We start from the raw sequence: 19,797 nt of genomic DNA, 5'->3' as shown, positions 1-19,797 counted from the left end.
TCCCGCTGCCTTTCGGCCGCCGGCGTTCGCTTCTTGGGCATCCTGTGCCCGCCAGGGAATTCAGCTCTCCTCACGGTCGGCCTACCCCACCTGGATGGGGACCCTGTCGGGGTTGCCATGTTCCACACTCATGAGATGCGGCCGGGTCGGACGCCCTCTCTGCCCCGGGGACGGCGGTGTCCTCACGTCAGCCATATGCAGCCTCCGCCGCCTGCCGATTCTCGCGGCCAGTCCCTGTTAGCCCCGAACTTGAAAGCCGTCTCGGGGAGTTTTGCCTCACGAGGCTTTGAAACAAGGGTTTGCTTTCGCTCGTCCTTTCGGCCTTCCCCTCGCCTGTGGCCCCCGGACGGATCGGGTGCTCTTGGGCTTTTCCTCTGAGCTCCGCACCCCGCAGTTACCCGCGACGCACGTCAGAGTGGGGACGGATCTTGGACACTGGTCCGAGCTATGATCACGGCTTCATGCCGGACCTCCTGTCATAGCTGCTCATCGAGTGCGGCCTCATGTCGCACCACGTAAGGCAAGTAGGCGTTCGACTTCGGCGGAGCGACGAAGGGCTGGCGGTCGTGCCCGGCCCGACGGCCGGGCACGACCGCCAGGTCACTCGACCATGATCTGATAGGTGGCCTTGGCCGGCCCGGCCGTGGCCTCCCCTGACCACAACGCGAGGTAGCTGTACCTGCCGGCGATGGCGGGTGTGTCGGTGAACGTGTACGTGCCGTCGGCGTTCACGCTCACCGGCGGCAGTTTGACGCTTCCGCCGCTGACGTTGTCGACGTACACGCTGCGCTGCACGGTGAGCGTGGCCCCCGGCGAGGGCGGCTTGCCACCCGCCGCCAGCACGCCGGTCAGCTCCATGGCCGTGCCGACGACGCCTGACTGCGGCCCGTTCATGGTGAGGTTGGATATGTGCCTGACCGTCACGGTGACGGAGGCGCTGCTTCGGCGGTAGCGGTCGTCGCCGTCCCAGAACACCAAGTAGGTCACCTCACCGATGTCCGGCGGCGTGTCCTGGAAGGTGAACGTGCCGTTCTTCTGCGTCGTCACGCCGGTGATCGGCTCTTTCGTCCCGTCGATCGGGCGCCGGGTCACCGCGAGCGGCTTGAGCCCGAGCGCCTTGCCGTCGGTGCGGGTGAGCCGCCCCTCGACGGTGACCGGCGAGCCGAGATACGTGCGCGCCGGGGCCGTCACCGTCAGATTGGACGCCGGCAGCGCGACGCCCGTCACCCGCCAGAGCAGCAGCCGGTTCGCGGGGCTCCGCAGCAGTACGAAGACGTCCGGGCCGGAGAACGCGACGCCGTCCGGGAGCAGCTCGGCGTCCGGCTGGTCGGCCGAGAACATCGCCGTGCCGGTCGCGGCGTCGTAGAGCGTGAGGTCGGTGCTGCCCCACTGGCGTCCCGCGGCGACGTAGGCGCCGCCCGAGCCGAGCGCCACGGCCGACGGATACCCGTCCCAGCCGTTGCCGTAGGTGCCGGTCGCCGCCAGGGTCCTGGTGTCGTACCTGGCGAAGTGACCGGGGGCGTCGGCCGCGGCGAACAGGGTGGTGCCGTCGGAGGTCAGGGCGAGGTCGCGCAGGTAGTCCATGCGCCACTTCTTGCCGTCGATCGTGCCGCGCGGCTCCGGGGTGTCGCCTCCGATGTCGTAGACCAGCATGTCGGCGTGGTAGATGCCGGTCCGGCCGACCACGAGCGTGTCGCCGGCGGCCGCGAGCACGGGAGCGCGCAGGTGCTCGCCCCCGACCGCCACCGGCGCCGGTGTGGCCGCGCTCAGATCCAGGCCGACGACGCCGCCATGGCCGTCGTCGCACCCGTGCCCCACCCACAGCCGCTCACCCAGCAGTGCCAGGGTGAACGGGCACGGGTGGGCCGACAGGTCGATCCGCCGGGTGACGGCGAGGCTCGCGGTGTCGATCTCGGCCACCTCGTGCGAGCCGGTGAGCGCCGCGTACAGGCGGGTGTTGTCCGCGTTCATGGCCAGCTCTTGGATGCCGGGCAGGCCGGTGACGACGTCGCCAGTGGGGTTTCCGCCGGTGTCGGCCACGATGATCCGGTCGTCGATGGGGACGAACACCCGGCCGCCGCCGATGGCCAGGTCGGCGGTGTGGGAGTCGGAGATCACCCCGAGGTCGGTCGTGGTGTCGGCCGCCGAGGCGGCGGGGGCCGCGACAGTGAGCAGGCCGGTGATCAGGCCGACGGCGCCGCAGTGAGCGGCTAATCGGCGAACCAGCGGGTGGCGCACGAGGCCCTCCTACATTTATGGGAACATGCGTTCTAATAACGTCTTATGGATGCTCCCACGTCAAGATCAGCCGATCGCACGACACCAAACCGTGATCAAGCACGTCCTCGCTCCGGTCGAGAGAACGTGTTCTCGGGGAAGGCAAGACTTTCCCTCGCGGAAGGGACCCTTCACTCGGCCGCGCGTCCGGTGCTGGTTGGCCCCGCCGCAGTCCCAGATCTACAGCCGGGTGCCGTCGGCGAAGCCGACGCCGGTCGCGTCGAGGCACCTGCCGGACTGCGGACTGACGATCCGGCCGCTGCCGGAGTCGAAGGTCCAGCGCTGCGTGCTCGTGCCGTTGCAGTTGTAGAGCTGCATCTGGGCGCCGTTGGCCGCGGAGCCTGCGAAGTTCATGACCGGGGCCCGAATCCCGCCACCAGAACCTGGGCGGCCTCGGCCGCTACGTTCGCCTGGGCGAGGAGGCTTTCGCCCGCATCGCCGCCGAGCATGCCCCCGTCCGACGCTGTCGGCGCTGCGGCCGACGTGGTCGGCCGCAGCGCCGATATCATCCCTCGCCGCCACCGCGCAGTCAGCCGAAACACCCGGCTAGGCCCCATGCGACATGCCTTCAAGATCGGTCGACATGCCTTACGTGCCTGACAAGATCATATCGCTCTGACCTGGGAGAAGAGGCCAAGGGCCCCGGATAGAGCCCGAGGCGCAGGGGTTCCCGAAGACGTACTCCAACCGGTCGCACGGTCAAGCGCGTGTGTCGAAATCCCCAGCCTTGACGTGGCCGAGGAAAACACCCCAGTCACTCGGCGAGAAGACGAGCGCGGCACCACCGGGGTCCTTGGAGTCGCGGACGGCGACCAGGTCCGAGACGACGGCGACCTCGACGCAGTCGGCACCGCCATTGCCGCTGAGGCTACTCTTGCGCCACGTAGCGCAAGAAAAATCAGGGAGGTCTCGCGGCTCACGCTCTTCTACGGTCATGAAGTCGTCTCCTCTATGACCGCGCTCATTAGCGCTGCGGACTCGTTCGGCGGCAGAGCAGCCGCGCGAAGGTGGTCGAAAATGAGTCTATACCTGCGTACTTCCTCTGGCTTTTCCAGATATAGGGAGCCCGTCAAGTACTCGACGTAGGCGACACGGGTCTCCGAGGGTGGGGGAAACTCCAGGAGGTGGAAGGGGCCGAGCATGCCGGGATGGGCGCCTCCGGCGAAGGGCAGCACCTGGAGAGTGACACAGGCGAGCCGTCGCGCGTCGCGGAGTTTGAGGAGTTGCTCGCGCATAGTCGCCGGGCCACCGATGGCGTGCCGTAGAGCCGCTTCGCTCATCACCGCCCACAGTTCCGGCGGGTTGGATCGGGTGAGGAGTTTCTGTCTGGCCAGGCGCAGGGCGACGAGTCTGTCGATCTCCTCCTCGGGCGTTCCGGGGTGGTCGGCCTCGATGACTGCACGCGCGTACGCCTCGGTCTGGAGAAGGCCGGGAACCAGCTGGGGTTGGTAGGTCTGGATTGACGCGGCCGCGGCTTCGAGCCCGATGAAGACCTCGAACCAGGGCGGTACCGCGTCCCCGTGAGCGTGCCACCACCCTCGCTTGCTCGCTGCGCGTGCGAGGTCGAGCACGGCCTGAGTTTCGTCGTCGGCCGCACCGTACAGGTCGAGGAGCTGAACAAGGACCTTCTGGCGGATGGTGACCCTGCCGGTCTCGAAGCGACTGATCGTCGAATCGGAGCGGCCGATGCGCTCACCCGCCTCGATGGCGGACACGTCCGCACGCTCACGTAGCCGACGCAACTCCATGCCGAGCTGCCGTCGCCGGACGGTAGGGCTCTGACCTTCGGTCATGTTTTCGCCTTCGTGAGATTTCTGTTGGTTTGATCGGCCGTACAAGCGAGCTTTCCATGAAGTCTCCTGACGTGCATATGCATTTGGGGTTGCATATGGGACTGCAGAGACTGCATGCTCTGAGCATACGACCGATGACAATCCGTGAACGTCGGTGTCCCCAAAAGCGCGAGCGAGCCAGTTCGATCGGCAACGAAAGGAAGGGCTGTGAAGTCACGCGATCCGCGTGAGCAGTTCACTCACCTGATGAGGCTGGGCTGGGACCTGCGAGGTCTGGGGTTGTGCACCTCGCTGGTGCTTCCCCGGGCAGGGCAGCCGATCCTGGAGGTCATGTTCGGCGGCGAGACCCGCGTCCGCATCACCGTCGTCCGTCGCGCCTGCGGGTGGGTGTTCGTCTGGCGGCCCTGGTGGGCCAGGGTGTGGCGGCCCGGCGAAGCGGTGTGGGCCGAGGCGGACAACGCGGCCGACGTCATCGTCTCGGCGGCGACCGCGTGAACGCGTCTAACCAAGCGGCCTGCCGGTACGAGCGCCAGCGGACGGCCTCGGAACGCTGGGCCGTGCTGCACCCGCTGGGCCACGCGGAGTTCGCGGGAACCCCCTGCTCGGTCGCGACCGTCCGCACCTGGGCGCGACACCTCCTGAACGGAAGAGTCGCCGGCACCGCCCTCGACGACGTGGTGCTGCTGCTCAGCGAGGTCGTCACCAACTCCGTCGTCCACTCCGACTCCGGACACACCCCCACAGGATCGGTGACCGTCTGCCTGGGCATCGGCGGAGGCATGGTGCACGCCGAGGTGATCGACGACGGCTCGGCGACCAGCCTGCCCTTCGTCCGCGCGGCCGGACTCGACAGCGACGGCGGACGTGGCCTGCTCCTGGTGGAGGCGATGGCCGTCGGATGGGGCGTCCACCACGACACCGAGGCGGGCACCGCCGTCTGGTTCCACGTGGCGGACGGCTCGGCGGGATCGGTTCCCTGACCCGCCACCGGCCGGGCCTCTTGAGGACGGGGTACGACAGCACGCCCGACGCGGAGGGTCCGGTGGTGGGAGACACGACCGCGCCCCCCACTCGAACGGTCGTCGACGAACCGCCGCGATCCCGGACAGGACCGGGCTCACCCCATGGGCGGGTCAGCAGAGCTGGTGGGTGATGGACGGGTCGGTGATGGTGGTGTCGGCGGCCAGCAGGAACGCCTTGGACAGGATGACCGACAGCATGCCGCCGTCTTCCTCGAACGGCAGGAAGACGGGGTCGTTGGCGCCGCCGGGGACGACGCACAGGTAGGCGTCGTTGGGCTCCATCAGGATGTTGCCGGAGCCGATGTGGATCTTGTAGGTGCGAAGGTCGCCCCGGACGCGGAGAAAACGGTCGGTGAGTTCGAGCCGGTCGGCGATGGTCAGACGGGGGATCAGCCTGGTCAGGGCGTCGCGGCGGACCTGCGCGGTTTCGGTGAGGTCGCCGACGTTGTAGGAGTGCCAGTAGTCGTCATGGCCCTCGGGGGCGAGGCCGGTGGAGGTGACGCCGACGGCCAGGTCGGCGTCACGCAGCGCCTCTGACAGCACTCGCGGCGGCACCTCTGCCAGCGAGACCCGGTGCCCGTGTTCGTCGGTGAAACGGATGTCCCCGCTGACGCAGACCGAGGCGGTGCCGTACCCGTCGCGCTCGCCCGACGCTTCGTCCAGGTGGAAGTCCCAGCGGACGGTCAGCCCCGGGAGCTCCTTGACGGCCTCGGCCTGGTCGTATCCGCCCTCTGCCCACCAGTGGCCCAGCGACAGACCGGTCCAGCCGCGTTCGGTGAGCAGCGCCTTGGCCTGGCCGTATCTGAGGAAGTGGCCGGCGAAGCGCCGCGAGTGGTCGCCGGTGCCCTCCTCGGCGGGGGTGAGCAGGTATACCTCACGGAACGCCTGCTTGAACGGCTGCCGCAGACCGATCGCGAGGACGTGGTCGCGCCAGGCGCGTACGTCGTCCGCGGCGGCGGAGATGGGGTGCCACAGCTTCACCGGGGTGTCCGGGAGGGGCTGGACACTCCGTCCCCGCGGGTCCGTCAGCTCCCAGCCGCCGGCGGTCCGGACGGGAAGACCGGCGAAGTCCTGCGAGATCTCCCAGATCAACGCTCTGCCGTACCTGCCGGTCACCGGGTGGTCGAGGTAGTAGGCGCAGACGTCGCGCCAGTGCCAGATCCGCTCGGTGGCCAGGGCGCGTTCGACCCGGAAGCGCTCGGCGGGGAGCGTCTTCCTCAACTCCTTGGCGGTGGCCTTGAATTCGGCCAGCAGCTCTCCGTGGGCGGAGCGCACGGCCTTGGGGATCGTCTTGCGGACCTTGCCGCCGTCGTCGACGAAGGTGATCACGCCGTCGGCGGACAGCCGCAGGCCGTGCTCGGTGCGGGTGCCGTCGGGTTCGAGCCCGAAGGACGGGACGGTCCGGTCCAGGAGCTGCTCGGGCGACAGGCCGGTCTGCTCGGCCACCCCGTCCAGGGTCCTGGCCGCGAGCGTGAGGATGCTCTTCCTGCGAACTTTGGCCTGCACCCGGGCGAGCTGGGTGACCACCTCCAGGCCGCCGCGCCGACCCAGTACGCCGAGGGCGGCGTTGGTCGTACGCTCGTTGCGCGAGTTGGGGCCCGAGCCGCCGACGCCGGTGCCGGTCGCGACGGCCACGTCGCCGAGCAGCGCCGTCACCCACGGCTCGTTGATCAGCTCGCACGTCCACACCATGCCGCGCACCAGGACCGCCGTGTGCTCGTGGAAGTAGGTGACGACGGTCCGGTGAAAACGCGACTCGACGTGCTCGCGGTAACCGGGGATGCGGCCCAGCGCCTCCTTGACCAGGGTGACCGCGTCCGGCGTGAGCAGCGCCGCGGCCTGGTCGAGCCAGGCGGCGTTGGGCCGGGGGTTCGTGGCCGTGGTCCAGTGCCGCAGCAGCGGCAGCACCTCGGGAGCGCCGAACCGGGCGGCGTACTCCTCGCACAGAAGCACGGCGAACGGGTCCAGCTCGTTGATGAGGTCGCGGGCGGCGACCGCGGGATCCTCCGCGTGGTCGGCCAGCAGGTTGTCGATGACGCTTTTGACCGAGCCGGTCGCCACCCACGGCGACTCGGCCAGATGATCCTTGACCTGCCGTAAGAACGTCACGTACGGCTCGCGACCGGCGACCGGCAGCCGTCTGGTCGCGGCGAGGGGCAGCCGGTAGAGGTCCGCCGTCTGCCGGTCCCTGCCCAGCGGGGTGACGGCGACGCGCCACAGCAGCTCGACCTCCGCCGGGGTCCATCGGGGAGCGCGCCGGAGTGCGGGGGTGAAGACACTGGTCAACGCCCGGTTGTAATCGCCCCTCCCCACGCTGATGTGCAGGCGGAGCTGGCCCCACAACCCCAGAGCACGCCACTCGGCACCGTCGAATTCCTTGGCGAGCCTCCCCATCGGGGTCTCGGAGAGCTTCACGTCCCACGGCGCGTGCTCCGCCGGGTCGAAGACCGCGTCCAGCCGCTCGAAGACGTCGAACGTCGCCTCGTCCAAGCAGTCGAGCCAGGCCCGCTGAGCCGGGGGCAACTCGTCCAGGATCGCCATGTCAGCCTCCCACCCGGGCCACGAATTCGACGACGGACCTCACCGAGTGGATCGAGCCGCTGAAGTGGTGGGTGAGCAACGCCATCGGTACATCCCTTGATCGTCGGGGGGTGACAGCGTCATCTATAGCAACCCGAGCCGACAAAGACGCGGCCGACTTCACGGCGACGGCGGGCGTGGCACACCCCTGCTGGAGGCCTTGGCCACCGGATGGGCTCCCACCACAGGGGCGCGTTTCCTGACACGCCCCCATGAGCCTCGTACGGCGAGCGAGCCCTGCGCTCCTTTCCGCACTGGCGCTTCAGCTACGGCGCCCGGCCCCGAACGCCCCCGTACGGATCGCTTCAGCGTCCCAGAGCACACTGGGCGGCCCGTCGCAAAGCGACTACGGTCCGAACGACGTACGGCGAGGCGGGTCGTGTGCGGAGGTGGGTGGGTGCTCCGGGCGGCTTATAAGAATCCGCAACCAGCGCGCCCGCCAGGCCGGAGGCCTGACGCACCGGACGACCACCAACGACGGCCGCCCGGAGCGCCCGCCCACCGGAGCGCGAACTCACCTCAAGCGCCGGTCCCTACCGGCCAGGCACCCGACGGACACCTGGACGACATCCGTCGCACCCATGCCCCGGAAAAGCGTCCCCGCCATAGGGAACCGCCCCACCAGAGTCAGATCATGACGTGCGCTTCGGGATGCCCGGCGAAGGAGAACTGGGCGTTGCGGGTGAGCTTGATGTCGTCGGCCTGCCAGGTGTGCATGGACTTGTCGCCGCTGCGCCAGTAGACGAAGTTGAAACGGTCGGCGGAGTAGATCTTGACGCGGTCTTCCTTGAGGCGGCGGACCAGGTGGGTGTCCTCGCCGCGCGTGATGTCCTCGAAGCCGTAGTGGCGGAACATGTCGGCCTTGCCGAGGAAGGTGCCGCCCTGGACGAGGAAGGCGTAGCGGTGCTCCAGGCCGGGCAGGCGCAGCATGGTGGTGTTGCTGCCCTCGAAGTAGGCGTAGTGGGCGCCCTTGCCGACCAGTTCGGCGTCGGAGTAGTCGAAGGCGCGGGCCAGGTCCGACAGGTAGTGCTCGCCGTACAGGTTGTCGTCGTCCATCTTGGCGATCAGCTCGCCCTCGGCGGCGGCGATGCCCATGTTGAGGCAGGCGCCCAGCGACAGCGACTCGTCGGCGGGCAGGACCACCACGTCGGTGATCCCGGCCATCCGGGCCTTGTCGGCGACGACGACGGGGTCGATGTCGAGGCCGTGCAGGACCATGACGAGCTGGACGGGCCGGTGGACCTGCCGGGCCACCGAGGAGATCGCGTGCTCGATCTGGGAGGCGCGGTTGGTGGGCAGGACCACGGAGATCGACCGGGTCCGCTGCTGCACCGGCCTGCCGAGAATTCCCAGGATCTGGTCCACGCGGTGGGAGAACAGGTGCTTGTCGAAGACCTCGCGCATGGCCAGGTGTCCCTGGCGGGCGCGCAGCTCGGGGCTGTTGATCAGGTGCAGGACCTGGTTGTACGACTCCAGCTCGTCGCGAGCGATCGGGATCAGCGACCCGAAGGTCTCCTCGATGGCCCGGGACCAGCCGGAGACCATCGACGTCGAGCAGGCCGACAGCTCGAAGACGCGGCGGGCGCACATGGTCGGCGAGTCGAGCACCGAGTTCACGTTGAGGAAGACCTTGTACATCTTGTACGCGGCCAGCATCCGGTCGTAGGGCAGCTCGCCCACGATGTGCGGGACGTACTCCTTCGGCCAGGCGTACTTCTCGTCCACGGTGCCGTTGCGGGCGAAGATGTGCAGCCCGAGCTCGCGGATCGGGGCGATGACGGTTTCCATCTGCTCGCGGCGCTCGGGGTGCTTGTCCCTGAAGTACATGCCCGCGAAGACCACGTCGTGCACGCGGCCCCGCTTGTCCTGGATGGGGTTGTGCACCCGGGGCTGCGCGGCGAACTGCAGGACGTCGACCCGGTCGTGGCCCAGCACCTCGCGGTAGCGGGGGACCATGTCGCCGTCGCAGGTGAAGACGTAGTCGAACAGCTTGGCCGTGTCGATGAAGAAGTCGAAGTTCGGCGGGTCCTCCTTGTTCCAGAAGACCGTGGGGATCCCCTCGGCACGACACCAGTCGATCAGGGCGTGCAGTTCCGGCTTGGGAGCGTTCGTGCCGGTCATCTGGTAGCGCCAGCGGCCCTGGTTGCCGTGCCAGGCCGACTCCACGAACAACAGCTCCGGGCGGCGCTCGGCGAAGATCTGCGGCCAGTCGCGGAGCCCGAACTCGATCTGGTCCCACTCGTATTTGAACGCCATCCTGGAGAAGTCGTCCAGGATGACCGCGACCTTCATGTCGGGGCGGAGGATCGGACCGGCGGGCCACTTGATCTCCGGTACGTCGGCCACCGGCCCCTGGTGCTTGAGCTCCTCGACCACCTCGGCCACCGGCCGGGGCGGCTTGGGCCCCTTGCGGGCCTGCATCGCCGAGCGCAGCTTGCCCGGCAGCGCGGTGACCCCCTGCCCCTTGGCCGCCGTCAGTGCCTCGGCCACCCGGTAGGGGCGCTGCACCTTGGTCGACTCCAGCTTCCACTGCGCGTAGTCGGCACGCGCCTCGGCGATGGCGAGCCGCCGCTCCAGGTCCTGGACGCGCTCCTCGAGGCGCTCGACGACCTTGCGCTCCTCGGGCAGCCAGTTGATCGGCCCGAGACGCTGGAACTTCGGCTCTTCTGGGGTCTCATCGCTCATGGGGAATCGCCTTTGTCAGGGGTCGTGCCAGCGTACGACCATAGCCGTACCGAAATAGTCGTTTTAAAGGGATTTGGGCGGTACGGCTTGCCCGGCCGGAGAGAGGTTGCCGCCGAGCAGCCAGCTCTCGATGACCCGGGCGATCCGGGGGCCCGCCTTGCCGTCCCAGAGCGGCGGCAGCTCGCCCGACGGCGTCGCCGCGCCCTCCGCCAGCGCCCGGTCGGCGGCGGCGGGCAGCTGCGCGGGGGTGACGAGGCGGTTGGTGCCGTGCGTGATGGTGATCGGCCGCTCGGTGTTGGGCCGGACCGTGAGACAGGGGACGCCCAGCATCGTCGTCTCCTCCTGCACGCCGCCGGAGTCGGTGACGACCAGCGTCGCGCCCCGCACCAGCGACAGGAAGTCCACGTAGCCCAGCGGGTCGACGATGAGGAGGTTCTCCCCGTTCACCAGTCCCGCCTCCGCCAGACGGGTCCGCCCGCGCGGGTGCAGCGGCACCACGATCGGGAGGCGCTCGCTCACCGACAGCACGGCGTCGACCAGCTCCTTGGCGGAGGCCGGGTCGTCGACGTTGCCGGGACGGTGCAGGGTGGCCACCCCGTACCGCTCGGGAAGACCGAGCCGGGAGCGGACCGGGGCGGGGTCGAGGTGGTCCAGCGCGGAGAACAGGCTGTCGATCATCGGGTTGCCGACGAGGTGCACCCGGGCCGGGTCGACGCCCTCGGCGGCCAGGTGGGAGAGCGCGTCCGGCGAGGTGGCGAAGAGGATGTCGGACAGGCCGTCGGTGACGACCCGGTTCACCTCCTCGGGCATCTCCCGGTCGAAGGAGCGCAGTCCCGCCTCCACGTGCGCGGTCGGCACGTGGAGCTTGGCGCAGACGAGGATCGCGGCCAGCGTCGAGTTCACGTCGCCGTAGACGACGACCAGGGTGGGACGGTGCTCGAGCACCACGTCCTCCAGGCCGACCAGCAGGGCCGCCGTCTGGCGGGCGTGCGAGCCGGAACCGACGCCGAGGTTGGCGATCGGCTCGGGGAGACCGAGGTCGGCGAAGAACACGTCCGACATGAGCGCGTCGTAGTGCTGACCGGTGTGGACGATGCCCTGTCGCACCCCGAGTTCGGTGAGGGCGCGCACCACCGGCGCGGCCTTCACGAAGTTGGGACGCGCGCCGAGCACGTGCAGGACGAGGGGATTCTCGGGGCCTTGAGCAGCGCCCGGACGGGCAAAGTCCCTCATTGACCTCGCCTTTCATGCGGCAGTGGGGCAAACGTTGCCTATGGTACGGTCACGGCGTGGTATCCGATGCCAACAGGCCAGACTCCCCCTCGGTTCCAGCGAAGGTTCCGTCGAAGCCCCCGGGTCCGGCGACGTCCTCGGTGCCGGCGACACCCTCCCCTTCGGTGACGCCTCCGGCCGTTGAGACACCCGCCGAGACCTCGGCTCCGGCGACACCTCCGGCCGCAGGTTCCCCCGCGCGACCGGTAACGCCCCCGGCAGGTCCCTCCGTGTCCGCCGCGCAACCGGCGACGACCCCGGGTCCGGAGAGTTCCGAGAAGACACCTTCCGCTTCCGCGCAGGACACACCCTCCTCGCCGGACGCCCCTTCCGTCAGGGAGACGACTCCGGTCGTGGAGGCGCCCGCCGTGGACACGCCCACGGAGCCGCCACCCCCGCCGAGCGCGGAGACCCCCTCGGTCGTGGACACGGCTCCGGACCCCGTCGCGGACGGCACCGCGGACCCGGTCGCGGAGACGTCTCCCGCCGACACGGTCCCGGACACCGACACGGTCCCGGTCTCCGACATGCCTCCGGTCCCCGCGAGGCCCTCGGACGAGGACGAGGAGAAGGTCCCCGCGTCACTGCCGGCGCCCTCGACGCCCCCCGGCACCTCGACGCCCCCCGGCGCCCCGGCCACCCCGGTGGCGGCGAAGTCCGCCAGGGCGGGACTGCGCGGGCTGATCAAGGGATTCGTCCAGCACCCGGTCATCGTCTCCCGGGTCGTGGCGACCAAGGTGAAGTCCGACCCGGTACGCGTGGCGCAGGCGGCGGCCGAGACGCTCCCGCCGAGTGTCCGTCCCGTCGTGGGCCGGTTCGCCTGGCCCGTCGCGCGCCGCGCCAAGATCGTCGTACGCAAGCTCGGCATGCGCCTGGTGAAGGGCCCGTGGAGCGAGGCGAAGGAGCACTTCGACTCCGGCCGGATGAGCGAGGCCGCCGCGGTGCTGCAGGCCCACACGCGCTACCCCTTCATCAAGCGCCGGGCCGCCTACTACGCCGGAGAGCTGGCCGCGATCCAGCCGAACCCGATCCCGCCCAAGGGCAAGGTGATCGTGGGCGAGCGGTTCCCCGGCCGGGTGCTGCACTGCGTGACCAACGCGCTGCCGTACACGCAGGCCGGATACACCGTACGCACGCACCGCATCGTCACCTCACAGAAGGCCGCCGGGCTCGACCCGCACGTCGTGACCAGCTGGGGCTGGCCGATGATGCAGGGGCACGCCGACGCGACGCCGTACGAGGAGATCGACGGCATCCCCTACCACCGGCTGATCCCGAGCGGCGAGGTGCCGTTCGAGAGTCAGGGGCGGATGATCCGCGGCGCCGGAGAGGTGACCGAGCTGGTCAGGACTCTGCGCCCGCAGGTTCTGCACGCCGCGACCGACCACCGCAACGGGTCGGTGGCGCTGGCGGTGCGCGAGCGCACCGGCACGCCGATGGTCTACGAGGTGCGGGGCTTCCTGGAGGAGACCTGGGCCTCCCGCGACCCCAAGCGCATCGGCAGCCAGCGGCACGTGCTCCAGCGCGACCGTGAGGCGTTCATCATGCGCTCCGCCGACGCCGTGGTCACCCTCGCGGAGACCATGGCCACCGAGATCGCCGAACGCGGGGTGCCGAGAGAGAGAATCTATCTCGCGCCGAACGCGGTGGACGACTCGCTGCTCAGCGCCCAGTACGACGGTGCGGCGTTCCGCGCCGCCTACGGCATCGAGCCCGGCGAGATCGTCATGGGCTCGGTGTCGAGCATCGTGGCCTACGAGGGCTTCGCCACCATGATCAACGCCGCCGCGCTCCTGCGGGACGAGGGCGCGCCGGTCAAGGTGCTGCTCGTCGGCGACGGCGTGGAGCGTGCGGCGCTGCTGGAGCAGGTCGAGGAGCTGGGGCTGGGCGACATCGCGATCCTGCCGGGACGGGTCGGCCCCGACGAGGCCCTGCAGGCGCAGGCGGCGATCGACATCTTCGTCTGTCCCCGCGAGGACCTGCGCGTTTGCAGACTTGTTACGCCATTGAAACCCGTCGAGGCGATGGCCCTCGGCAAGCCGGTCGTGCTGAGCGACCTGCCGGCGCTCTCCGAGCTCGTGGGCTCCGAGGGAGCCGGGCTTCTGGTGCCCGCGGGAGACCCCGAGGCCCTGGCCAAGGCGATCGCCGGGCTGCGTGACGATCCGGCGCGAAGGGCCGAGATGGGTGAGGCCGGACGGGCGGAGGTGGCGGCGAAGCGTACGTGGAGCCGCATCGCAGAGACGTACCGTGATATTTACCGATCGATTGCTGGTTGATGGTGTCGTGTTGATAACGGGGATACCAGCCGTTTGTGATGCGTTCAATCGCATTAGGCGTAGCTCGTTCGGACTTGAGATAGCCTTTGCGACCATGAAGTGTTGTTTCCGGCGTTCCAAGGTCATCCAGTGACTGCCTACGACCTGGCCATCATCGGTCTGGGCTACGTCGGCATGCCCCTGGCCAAGGAGGCCACGGCGGCTGGTCTGCGGGTCGTCGGCTTCGAGGTCGATGCCGTCAAGGTCGAGTCCCTCAACGCGGGCACGTCCTACATCGACGACCTGACCGATGCCGACCTTGAGCACATGCTGGCGGGGGGCTTCACCGCCACGCTGGACGAATCCGTCCTGGCGGACAGCCGGACCATCGTCATCTGCGTGCCGACCCCGCTGGACGAGGACCACCGCCCCGACCTGTCGGCGGTCGAGGGTGCCACCGGCACCGTCGCCCGCAACCTGCGCGCGGGCTCGCTGGTGGTCCTGGAGTCCACCACCTGGCCCGGCACCACCGACGAGGTCGCGCGGCCCATCCTGGAGAAGGGCTCGGGCCTCACCGCGGGCACCGACTTCCACCTCGCCTTCTCGCCCGAGCGCATCGACCCGGGCAACCCCAAGTACGGCCTGCGCAACACCCCGAAGGTCGTCGGTGGTTACACCCCGGCCTGCAAGGACCGCGCGGTCGGGTTCTACTCCCAGTTCATCGAGCAGGTCGTGCCGGTCAGCGGCACCCGCGAGGCCGAGATGGCCAAGCTCCTGGAGAACACCTACCGCCACGTCAACATCGCCCTCGTCAACGAGATGGCCATCTTCTGCGACGAGCTCGGTGTCGACCTCTGGGAGTCGATCGAGGCCGCGGCCACCAAGCCGTTCGGGTTCCAGAAGTTCCTCCCCGGGCCGGGCGTCGGCGGGCACTGCATCCCCGTCGACCCGTCCTACCTCTCCTACACGGTGCGCAAGCTGGGCTACCCGTTCCGCTTCGTCGAGCTGGCCCAGGAGATCAACGAGCGGATGCCGTCGTACGTGGTGGCCCGCGTGCAGCGCCTGCTCAACCGGCAGATGAAGCCCGTGAACGGCTCCAGGGTTCTGCTGCTCGGTGTCACCTACAAGCCGGACATCGCCGACGAGCGCGAGACCCCGGCCCTGCCGGTCGCGCGGGCGCTGCTGGAACTGGGCGCGGAACTCGTCTTCGCCGACCCGTACGTCAAGGAGTGGCGCGTCGACGACGTCGAGGTACCGCGTGAGGAAGACCTCGCGAAGGCAGTGGCCGAGGCCGACGTGACGCTGCTCCTGCAGCAGCACGCGGCCTTCGATCTGTCGGTTGTCGAGGACCAAGGCAAGCTCGTGCTCGACACCCGAGGCGTGCTCGCCGAGGGTGAACGCGTCGAGCGGCTCTAGCGACGAAGGGCTGCGCGCAGTGCACGTGCTCGTCATGACGGTGGTGCATCACCCCGAGGACGCCCGGATCCTGCACCGGCAGATCCGCGCGCTCGTGGACGCCGGTCATGAGGTCACGTATGCGGCCCCGTACACGGCGCGGGGCGTGATGGCCCGTTCCTGGGTGAACGGCGTCGACCTCCCCCGCGCCGCGGAGCGCAAGCGGTTCGCCGCCGTGCGCGCCGCGCGCAAGGTGTTCAAGCGCATGCGCGGGCAGGTCGACCTCGTGGTCATCCACGACCCGGAGCTGCTGCTCGCGGTGGTGGGGGTGCGCAAGCGGCCCCCGGTGGTCTGGGACGTCCACGAGGACACTCCGGCGACGCTGTCGCTGAAGCCCTGGCTGCCCGCGTTCCTGCGCCCGCCGGTGCGGTTCCTGGCCCGCCTGCTCGAAGGCACGGCCGAGCGGCACCTGCACCTGCTGCTGGCCGAGACCGCCTACGCCGGAAGGTTCCGCCAGGCCCACCTGGTGGTGCCCAACGAGACGTGGGTGCCCGACGAGGTGACCCCGCCGGGTGACGACCGCGTCGTCTACCTCGGCTGGCTGTCGGGGGCGCGCGGGGTGCGCGAGGCCATCGAGGTGGCCCGGCTGCTCCAGCCGTACCGGGTGGCGGTCGAGCTCATCGGCTACGCCGACCCGCAGTCGCGGCCGACGCTGAACGAGGCGGTGGCGGAGGGCGTGCTGGAGTGGCGCGACTTCATGCCGAACGACGAGGCGCTCAAGCGGCTCGACGGCGCGCTGGCCGGGCTCTCCCTGCTGCACGACGAGCCCAACTACCGGCACTCCATGCCCACGAAGATCGTGGAGTACATGGCGCACGGCATTCCGGTGATCACCACTCCGTCGCCCCGCGCGGTGGAGCTGGTCGAGCGCTACGACAGCGGCATGGTCGTGCCCTGGCAGGATCCCAAGGCCGTGGCCCAGGCCGTGCTTTTCCTGCGAGACGACGCCAGGGAGCGGTATGCCCGGGGCGCCCGAGGGTATGCGGCGGCTCGTGCGAACCACCACTGGCCCAACTCGGCCCGCCGTTTCGTCGCCCAGCTGGAGGCGTGGGCGGGCGTCAAGAGCTGATCTCCGGTACGGGGAGGCTCGCGGTGTCCGCCCGGCTCCTTATGTCTGCCTGATCACAAGAACGGTAGTGTCCTGAACGTGCGCTGGCTCATCGCTTTCCTGGGCGTGGCGATTCTCGCGGGTGTCGCGGCGTTCGTGGTGACCACGCCCGCCGGGAACGGCTCCCCGACGGCGGGAAGCTCGTCGCTCGCGGCATCCCCCTCTCCCTCCCCCTCGGGGTCCGGCACCCCCTCGGTGCCGGTGCCGGAGGTGGCCGAGTTCACCGACCCGTGTGGAACGTTCGACACGACGATGCGCTGGCCCTACGCCATCACCGGCTACTGGCTCATCCCGACGGCCGACCACTGCACCTGGCGGCGGCAGTTCGGCGCCATCCACGAGGTGGGCGGCGACACGGTGATCCGGATCGGCTGGGGCCTGCAGGCCCGCCGCCTCGACGACGACGGCCGGGTCCTCGACGGCGAGGGGAAGGTCGACGCCCGCTACGAGCCGTGCGAGGAGGACGGGGTGCCGTGCGCGCTGGCGGCGGAGAACGACCTCAAGGCCGCCAACCCCGGCAACCGGGTGAGCTGGACGTTCGTCTACCGCACCGACGAGGCGTTCGGCCCCGATCTGTTCCGCTGTCCCGAGTTCGAGCGGAAGATCGTCACGGAGAAGACCGTCTTCTACCGGATCGTCGCCACCGACGACGGCACCGACGACGCGAGCTGCGCCAACATCAGGGCCAAGGGACGCGGCTACCACGTGATCCTGGTGGCGGCCGCGCACGAGGACAGCCTCACCGAACTGCTCGACCTCGGTGACCGGTTCGGCGTGAAGGTCTATCCCGCGCTGCCGCTGGCCCCCCGCGACCCGGCGCAGAAGACCCGGGCCGCCAAGCAGGGCACGGACACGCTCACCACGCTCACCCGGCGGATCATGCAGGACTACGGGGCGCGCTTCCAGGACCGGACCTCGCTGGGCGGTTTCTACCAGCCGTTCGAGTTGCAGATGCGCGAGATGAAGTACCTCGGCGACGCGGACGAGGACCACCCGACGCTCAGGGTCTACGCCTCGCAGCACGAGATCGTCGAGCAGGAGATGCCCGGCAGGCCCGTCCTCGTCAGCCCCTACCTCGACGCCCGCAAGCAGCGGCCGTTCAGCGCCACCCCCAAGCAGGTCGCCAAGGGCTTCGAGGCCCTCGCCAGGACCGGTGTCGGGATCATCGCCCCGCAGGACAGCCGGGGTACGGGCAAGGTCGGGCTGTTCTGGCCCGACCAGCGCGAGGACGAGGTCGACGAGCGGCTGCGCCCGGCCGTCGAGGAGAAGACCAACGGCGACGCCTACCACGGCTCGACCCGCGACTACTACCGCGAGATGTCCCTGGCCAGGACCAGGATGGTCGAACAGGGTTTCAACGTGCAGCTCTGGGCCAACGTCGAGGCCTTCGAGCCGTCCGGCGCCGAGGCCTGCGCCGCCGGCTCCGGGCGGGGGCGCACCGACAAGGAACGGCTCGACACGGCCGTGGCGCAGGTCGGGCGCTACGTCTCCAAGATCGTCTCTTACATGTGGAGCGACTTCTACACCTGTGGCTCCCCGTCCCTCGCCCAGGAGATCGCCCGCGACCACGACCGGCCCATCGCGGCCGACGCGATCCGCATGCAGCGCGACATCCAGGACGGCATGGAGATCCGCGGCTACAACATCCCGATGGGTTCCAAGGTGACGATCACCTGGGAGGGCCAGGAGGAGCCCCGCGTCGTCGACGTGGCCGGGGTGAACCTGACGGAACCGCCGCCGGACCTGCCGGTGCGGATGGGAACGGCCTGGATCCCGTTCGACTGGACCCAGGTCCCGGACGACACCTGGGTCCAGGTCTCGGTCACGGCGGCCGACGGACGGGCCGCCACCGAGGCGCTGCACGTCCGCGTGCGGGTCTGACCGGTGTAACGTGCCTGCCATGGTGCCGCGCATTCCCGTCAGCGTGGACCTCGTCGTCCTCACGGTGCGCCGCCAGGTGCTGAGCGCGCTCGTCTGGCGGCGTGACAATCCGCCGTACGAGGGACGATGGGCCCTGTCAGGCGGTTTCATCCAGCTCGACGAGGACCTGCCCGCGGCCGCGGCGCGTGTCCTCGCGGAACGGGCGGGCCTGCCGGGTGCCCCCGTGCACCTGGAGCAGCTCCAGACCTACGGCTACCCCGACCGCGATCCGCGCCAGCGCGTGCTGAGCGTGGCCTATCTCGGCCTCGCCCCGCACCTCCCGACCTCCACCGAGGTGCACATGAGCTGGCAGCCGGTCTCCGCGCTGCTGTGCGAGATGGCCTTCGACCACCGGCGCATCATGATCGACGGGATCGAGCGGGCCCGCGCCAAGCTCGAGTACACCCCGCTGGGCGCGGCCTTCTGCCCGCCGGAGTTCACCGTCGCCGAGCTGCGCAGGGTCTACGAGATCGTCTGGGGCCGTCCCCTCGACCCGCGAAACTTCCACCGGAAGGTCACCAAGGCCGAGGGCTTCCTGGTGCCCACCGGCGGCACCACCACCCGCGACGGTGGACGCCCCGCCAAGCTCTACCGCCGAGGCCCCGCCGTGGCGCTCCATCCCCCGATGCTGCGCTCCCTCAAGGAGTAGCCGGAGCACGCTCCTTCAAGAAAAGTAGCCGGGGTATCCGGCCGCGGGGTCGGTCGCACCGCCCTCGCACCGTGTTCCAGGAACACTGGCCGGTCATCGATCAGGGGTTTCACCGGCGCGGTCACCCGCCTTGGCTATCGACCGCGAGGGTTGCTGATATCCGTCAGATCGATGTCGATGTCATAGGGGAGACTGAGCTTCAGCCGATTCTGATGGACACCGGTGAGCGCGTATGCCCTTGTCACCGGATTCAGCTCGTAGACGTAGACGCTGGGGCGGCCCTCGATGTTCTCGACACGCCAGAAGTGGGGGATTCCAGCCTCGGCGTACATCTGGGGCTTACGGTTGCGATCGCGCTCCTCGGATTCCTCGGAGACGATCTCGACGGCGAGCAGCACGTCCGCCGCCTCGTAGAAGGTCCGCGTCAGGTCGGAGGGCGCGTGTGCGTGGAGGAGGATCAGATCGGGCTCCGGCCGTTGACGTCGCCCCAGCTTCACTGTCATCTCCTGCTCTACCCGGAGATGGGCGGGTGCCGCCTGATCAAGCTCTTTGTGCAGCAGGAACAGCACAAGAGCGTGAAAACGGGTCTGGGGGCTCACGAACACGAGAGTGCCATCGATCAGTTCCGTGTGAGGGGGGATCCCCGGAAGCCGATCGAGGTCATCGGCGGTGAAGCCCTCTATAGGGGGAATCGCCCAGTCGGGAATGGGCTCAACGTCGGCCAGCGGTGCGATGCTCATGTCGTCCTTCGGGTCGGGCATGCCTCTCACCTCCAGTGTTA

15 protein-coding genes are annotated in these 19,797 nt (G+C 69.4%); 7 read left to right on the top strand and 8 right to left on the bottom strand.

Annotated features, from left to right (window positions below; genetic code table 11):
- Positions 1-600: 600 nt before the first annotated feature.
- The 4 genes from ACSDR0_RS17485 to ACSDR0_RS17470 all read right to left on the bottom strand — a co-directional run bounded on the left by ACSDR0_RS17485 (position 601) and on the right by ACSDR0_RS17470 (position 4,025).
- Positions 601-2,238, bottom strand: coding sequence for a hypothetical protein (locus ACSDR0_RS17485; RefSeq protein WP_435289871.1), 1,638 nt, complete (start codon positions 2,236-2,238; stop codon positions 601-603).
- 219 nt (positions 2,239-2,457) lie between these two features.
- A complete protein-coding gene (locus ACSDR0_RS17480) occupies positions 2,458-2,631 on the bottom strand; it encodes an RICIN domain-containing protein (protein ID WP_435289870.1) in 174 nt (57 codons plus the stop codon).
- 345 nt (positions 2,632-2,976) lie between these two features.
- Positions 2,977-3,213, bottom strand: coding sequence for a DUF397 domain-containing protein (locus tag ACSDR0_RS17475; RefSeq protein ID WP_435289869.1), 237 nt, complete (start codon positions 3,211-3,213; stop codon positions 2,977-2,979).
- The gene (locus tag ACSDR0_RS17470) at positions 3,210-4,025 is read right to left on the bottom strand and encodes a helix-turn-helix domain-containing protein (protein ID WP_435289868.1); all 816 of its coding nucleotides are present in this window, start codon (positions 4,023-4,025) and stop codon (positions 3,210-3,212) included. The genes ACSDR0_RS17475 and ACSDR0_RS17470 overlap by 4 nt, the downstream gene beginning before the upstream one ends.
- Before the next feature lie 252 nt (positions 4,026-4,277).
- On the opposite strand from ACSDR0_RS17470, the gene ACSDR0_RS17465 reads away from it, so the two are divergent.
- Entirely contained in the window at positions 4,278-4,565 is a 288-nt protein-coding gene (locus ACSDR0_RS17465) for a hypothetical protein (protein WP_435289867.1), read from the top strand.
- Positions 4,562-5,050, top strand: coding sequence for an ATP-binding protein (locus tag ACSDR0_RS17460; RefSeq protein WP_435289866.1), 489 nt, complete (start codon positions 4,562-4,564; stop codon positions 5,048-5,050). The genes ACSDR0_RS17465 and ACSDR0_RS17460 overlap by 4 nt, the downstream gene beginning before the upstream one ends.
- 153 nt (positions 5,051-5,203) lie before the next feature.
- Here the strand turns inward: ACSDR0_RS17460 and ACSDR0_RS17455 are convergent, their stop codons facing one another.
- From ACSDR0_RS17455 to wecB, 3 genes are all read right to left on the bottom strand, one after another.
- Positions 5,204-7,633, bottom strand: coding sequence for a DUF4132 domain-containing protein (locus ACSDR0_RS17455; RefSeq protein WP_435289865.1), 2,430 nt, complete (start codon positions 7,631-7,633; stop codon positions 5,204-5,206).
- Between the two features lie 666 nt (positions 7,634-8,299).
- Positions 8,300-10,357, bottom strand: a complete 2,058-nt coding sequence (locus ACSDR0_RS17450) for a glycosyltransferase family protein (protein WP_435289864.1) — start codon at positions 10,355-10,357, stop codon at positions 8,300-8,302.
- A gap of 63 nt (positions 10,358-10,420) precedes the next feature.
- Positions 10,421-11,590 (bottom strand): non-hydrolyzing UDP-N-acetylglucosamine 2-epimerase, encoded by a 1,170-nt coding sequence (wecB, locus tag ACSDR0_RS17445; RefSeq protein ID WP_435289863.1) that lies wholly within the window; start codon positions 11,588-11,590, stop codon positions 10,421-10,423.
- Positions 11,591-11,997: 407 nt separating this feature from the next.
- On the opposite strand from wecB, the gene ACSDR0_RS17440 reads away from it, so the two are divergent.
- The 5 genes from ACSDR0_RS17440 to ACSDR0_RS17420 all read left to right on the top strand — a co-directional run bounded on the left by ACSDR0_RS17440 (position 11,998) and on the right by ACSDR0_RS17420 (position 19,016).
- Complete coding sequence (locus ACSDR0_RS17440; protein WP_435289862.1) at positions 11,998-13,905, top strand: glycosyltransferase; 1,908 nt, start codon at positions 11,998-12,000, stop codon at positions 13,903-13,905.
- A 129-nt stretch (positions 13,906-14,034) separates the two neighbouring features.
- Complete coding sequence (locus tag ACSDR0_RS17435) at positions 14,035-15,300, top strand: nucleotide sugar dehydrogenase (protein ID WP_435289861.1); 1,266 nt, start codon at positions 14,035-14,037, stop codon at positions 15,298-15,300.
- A gap of 19 nt (positions 15,301-15,319) precedes the next feature.
- A complete protein-coding gene (locus ACSDR0_RS17430) occupies positions 15,320-16,408 on the top strand; it encodes a glycosyltransferase (protein WP_329088759.1) in 1,089 nt (362 codons plus the stop codon).
- Between the two features lie 78 nt (positions 16,409-16,486).
- Positions 16,487-18,328: a DUF4434 domain-containing protein gene (locus tag ACSDR0_RS17425; RefSeq protein ID WP_435289860.1), complete on the top strand. Its 1,842-nt coding sequence runs from the start codon at positions 16,487-16,489 to the stop codon at positions 18,326-18,328.
- A 19-nt stretch (positions 18,329-18,347) separates the two neighbouring features.
- Positions 18,348-19,016, top strand: a complete 669-nt coding sequence (locus ACSDR0_RS17420) for an NUDIX hydrolase (RefSeq protein WP_435289859.1) — start codon at positions 18,348-18,350, stop codon at positions 19,014-19,016.
- A gap of 134 nt (positions 19,017-19,150) precedes the next feature.
- Here ACSDR0_RS17420 and ACSDR0_RS17415 read toward each other — a convergent pair whose 3' ends face one another.
- Positions 19,151-19,777, bottom strand: coding sequence for a Uma2 family endonuclease (locus ACSDR0_RS17415; RefSeq protein WP_435289858.1), 627 nt, complete (start codon positions 19,775-19,777; stop codon positions 19,151-19,153).
- Between the last annotated feature and the right edge of the window lie 20 nt (positions 19,778-19,797).

The organism is Streptosporangium sp. G11, assembly GCF_051192615.1.
In the GTDB taxonomy this organism is placed as follows: Bacteria; Actinomycetota; Actinomycetes; order Streptosporangiales; family Streptosporangiaceae; genus Streptosporangium.
This window is presented reverse-complemented; position numbering and strand designations above follow the sequence as displayed.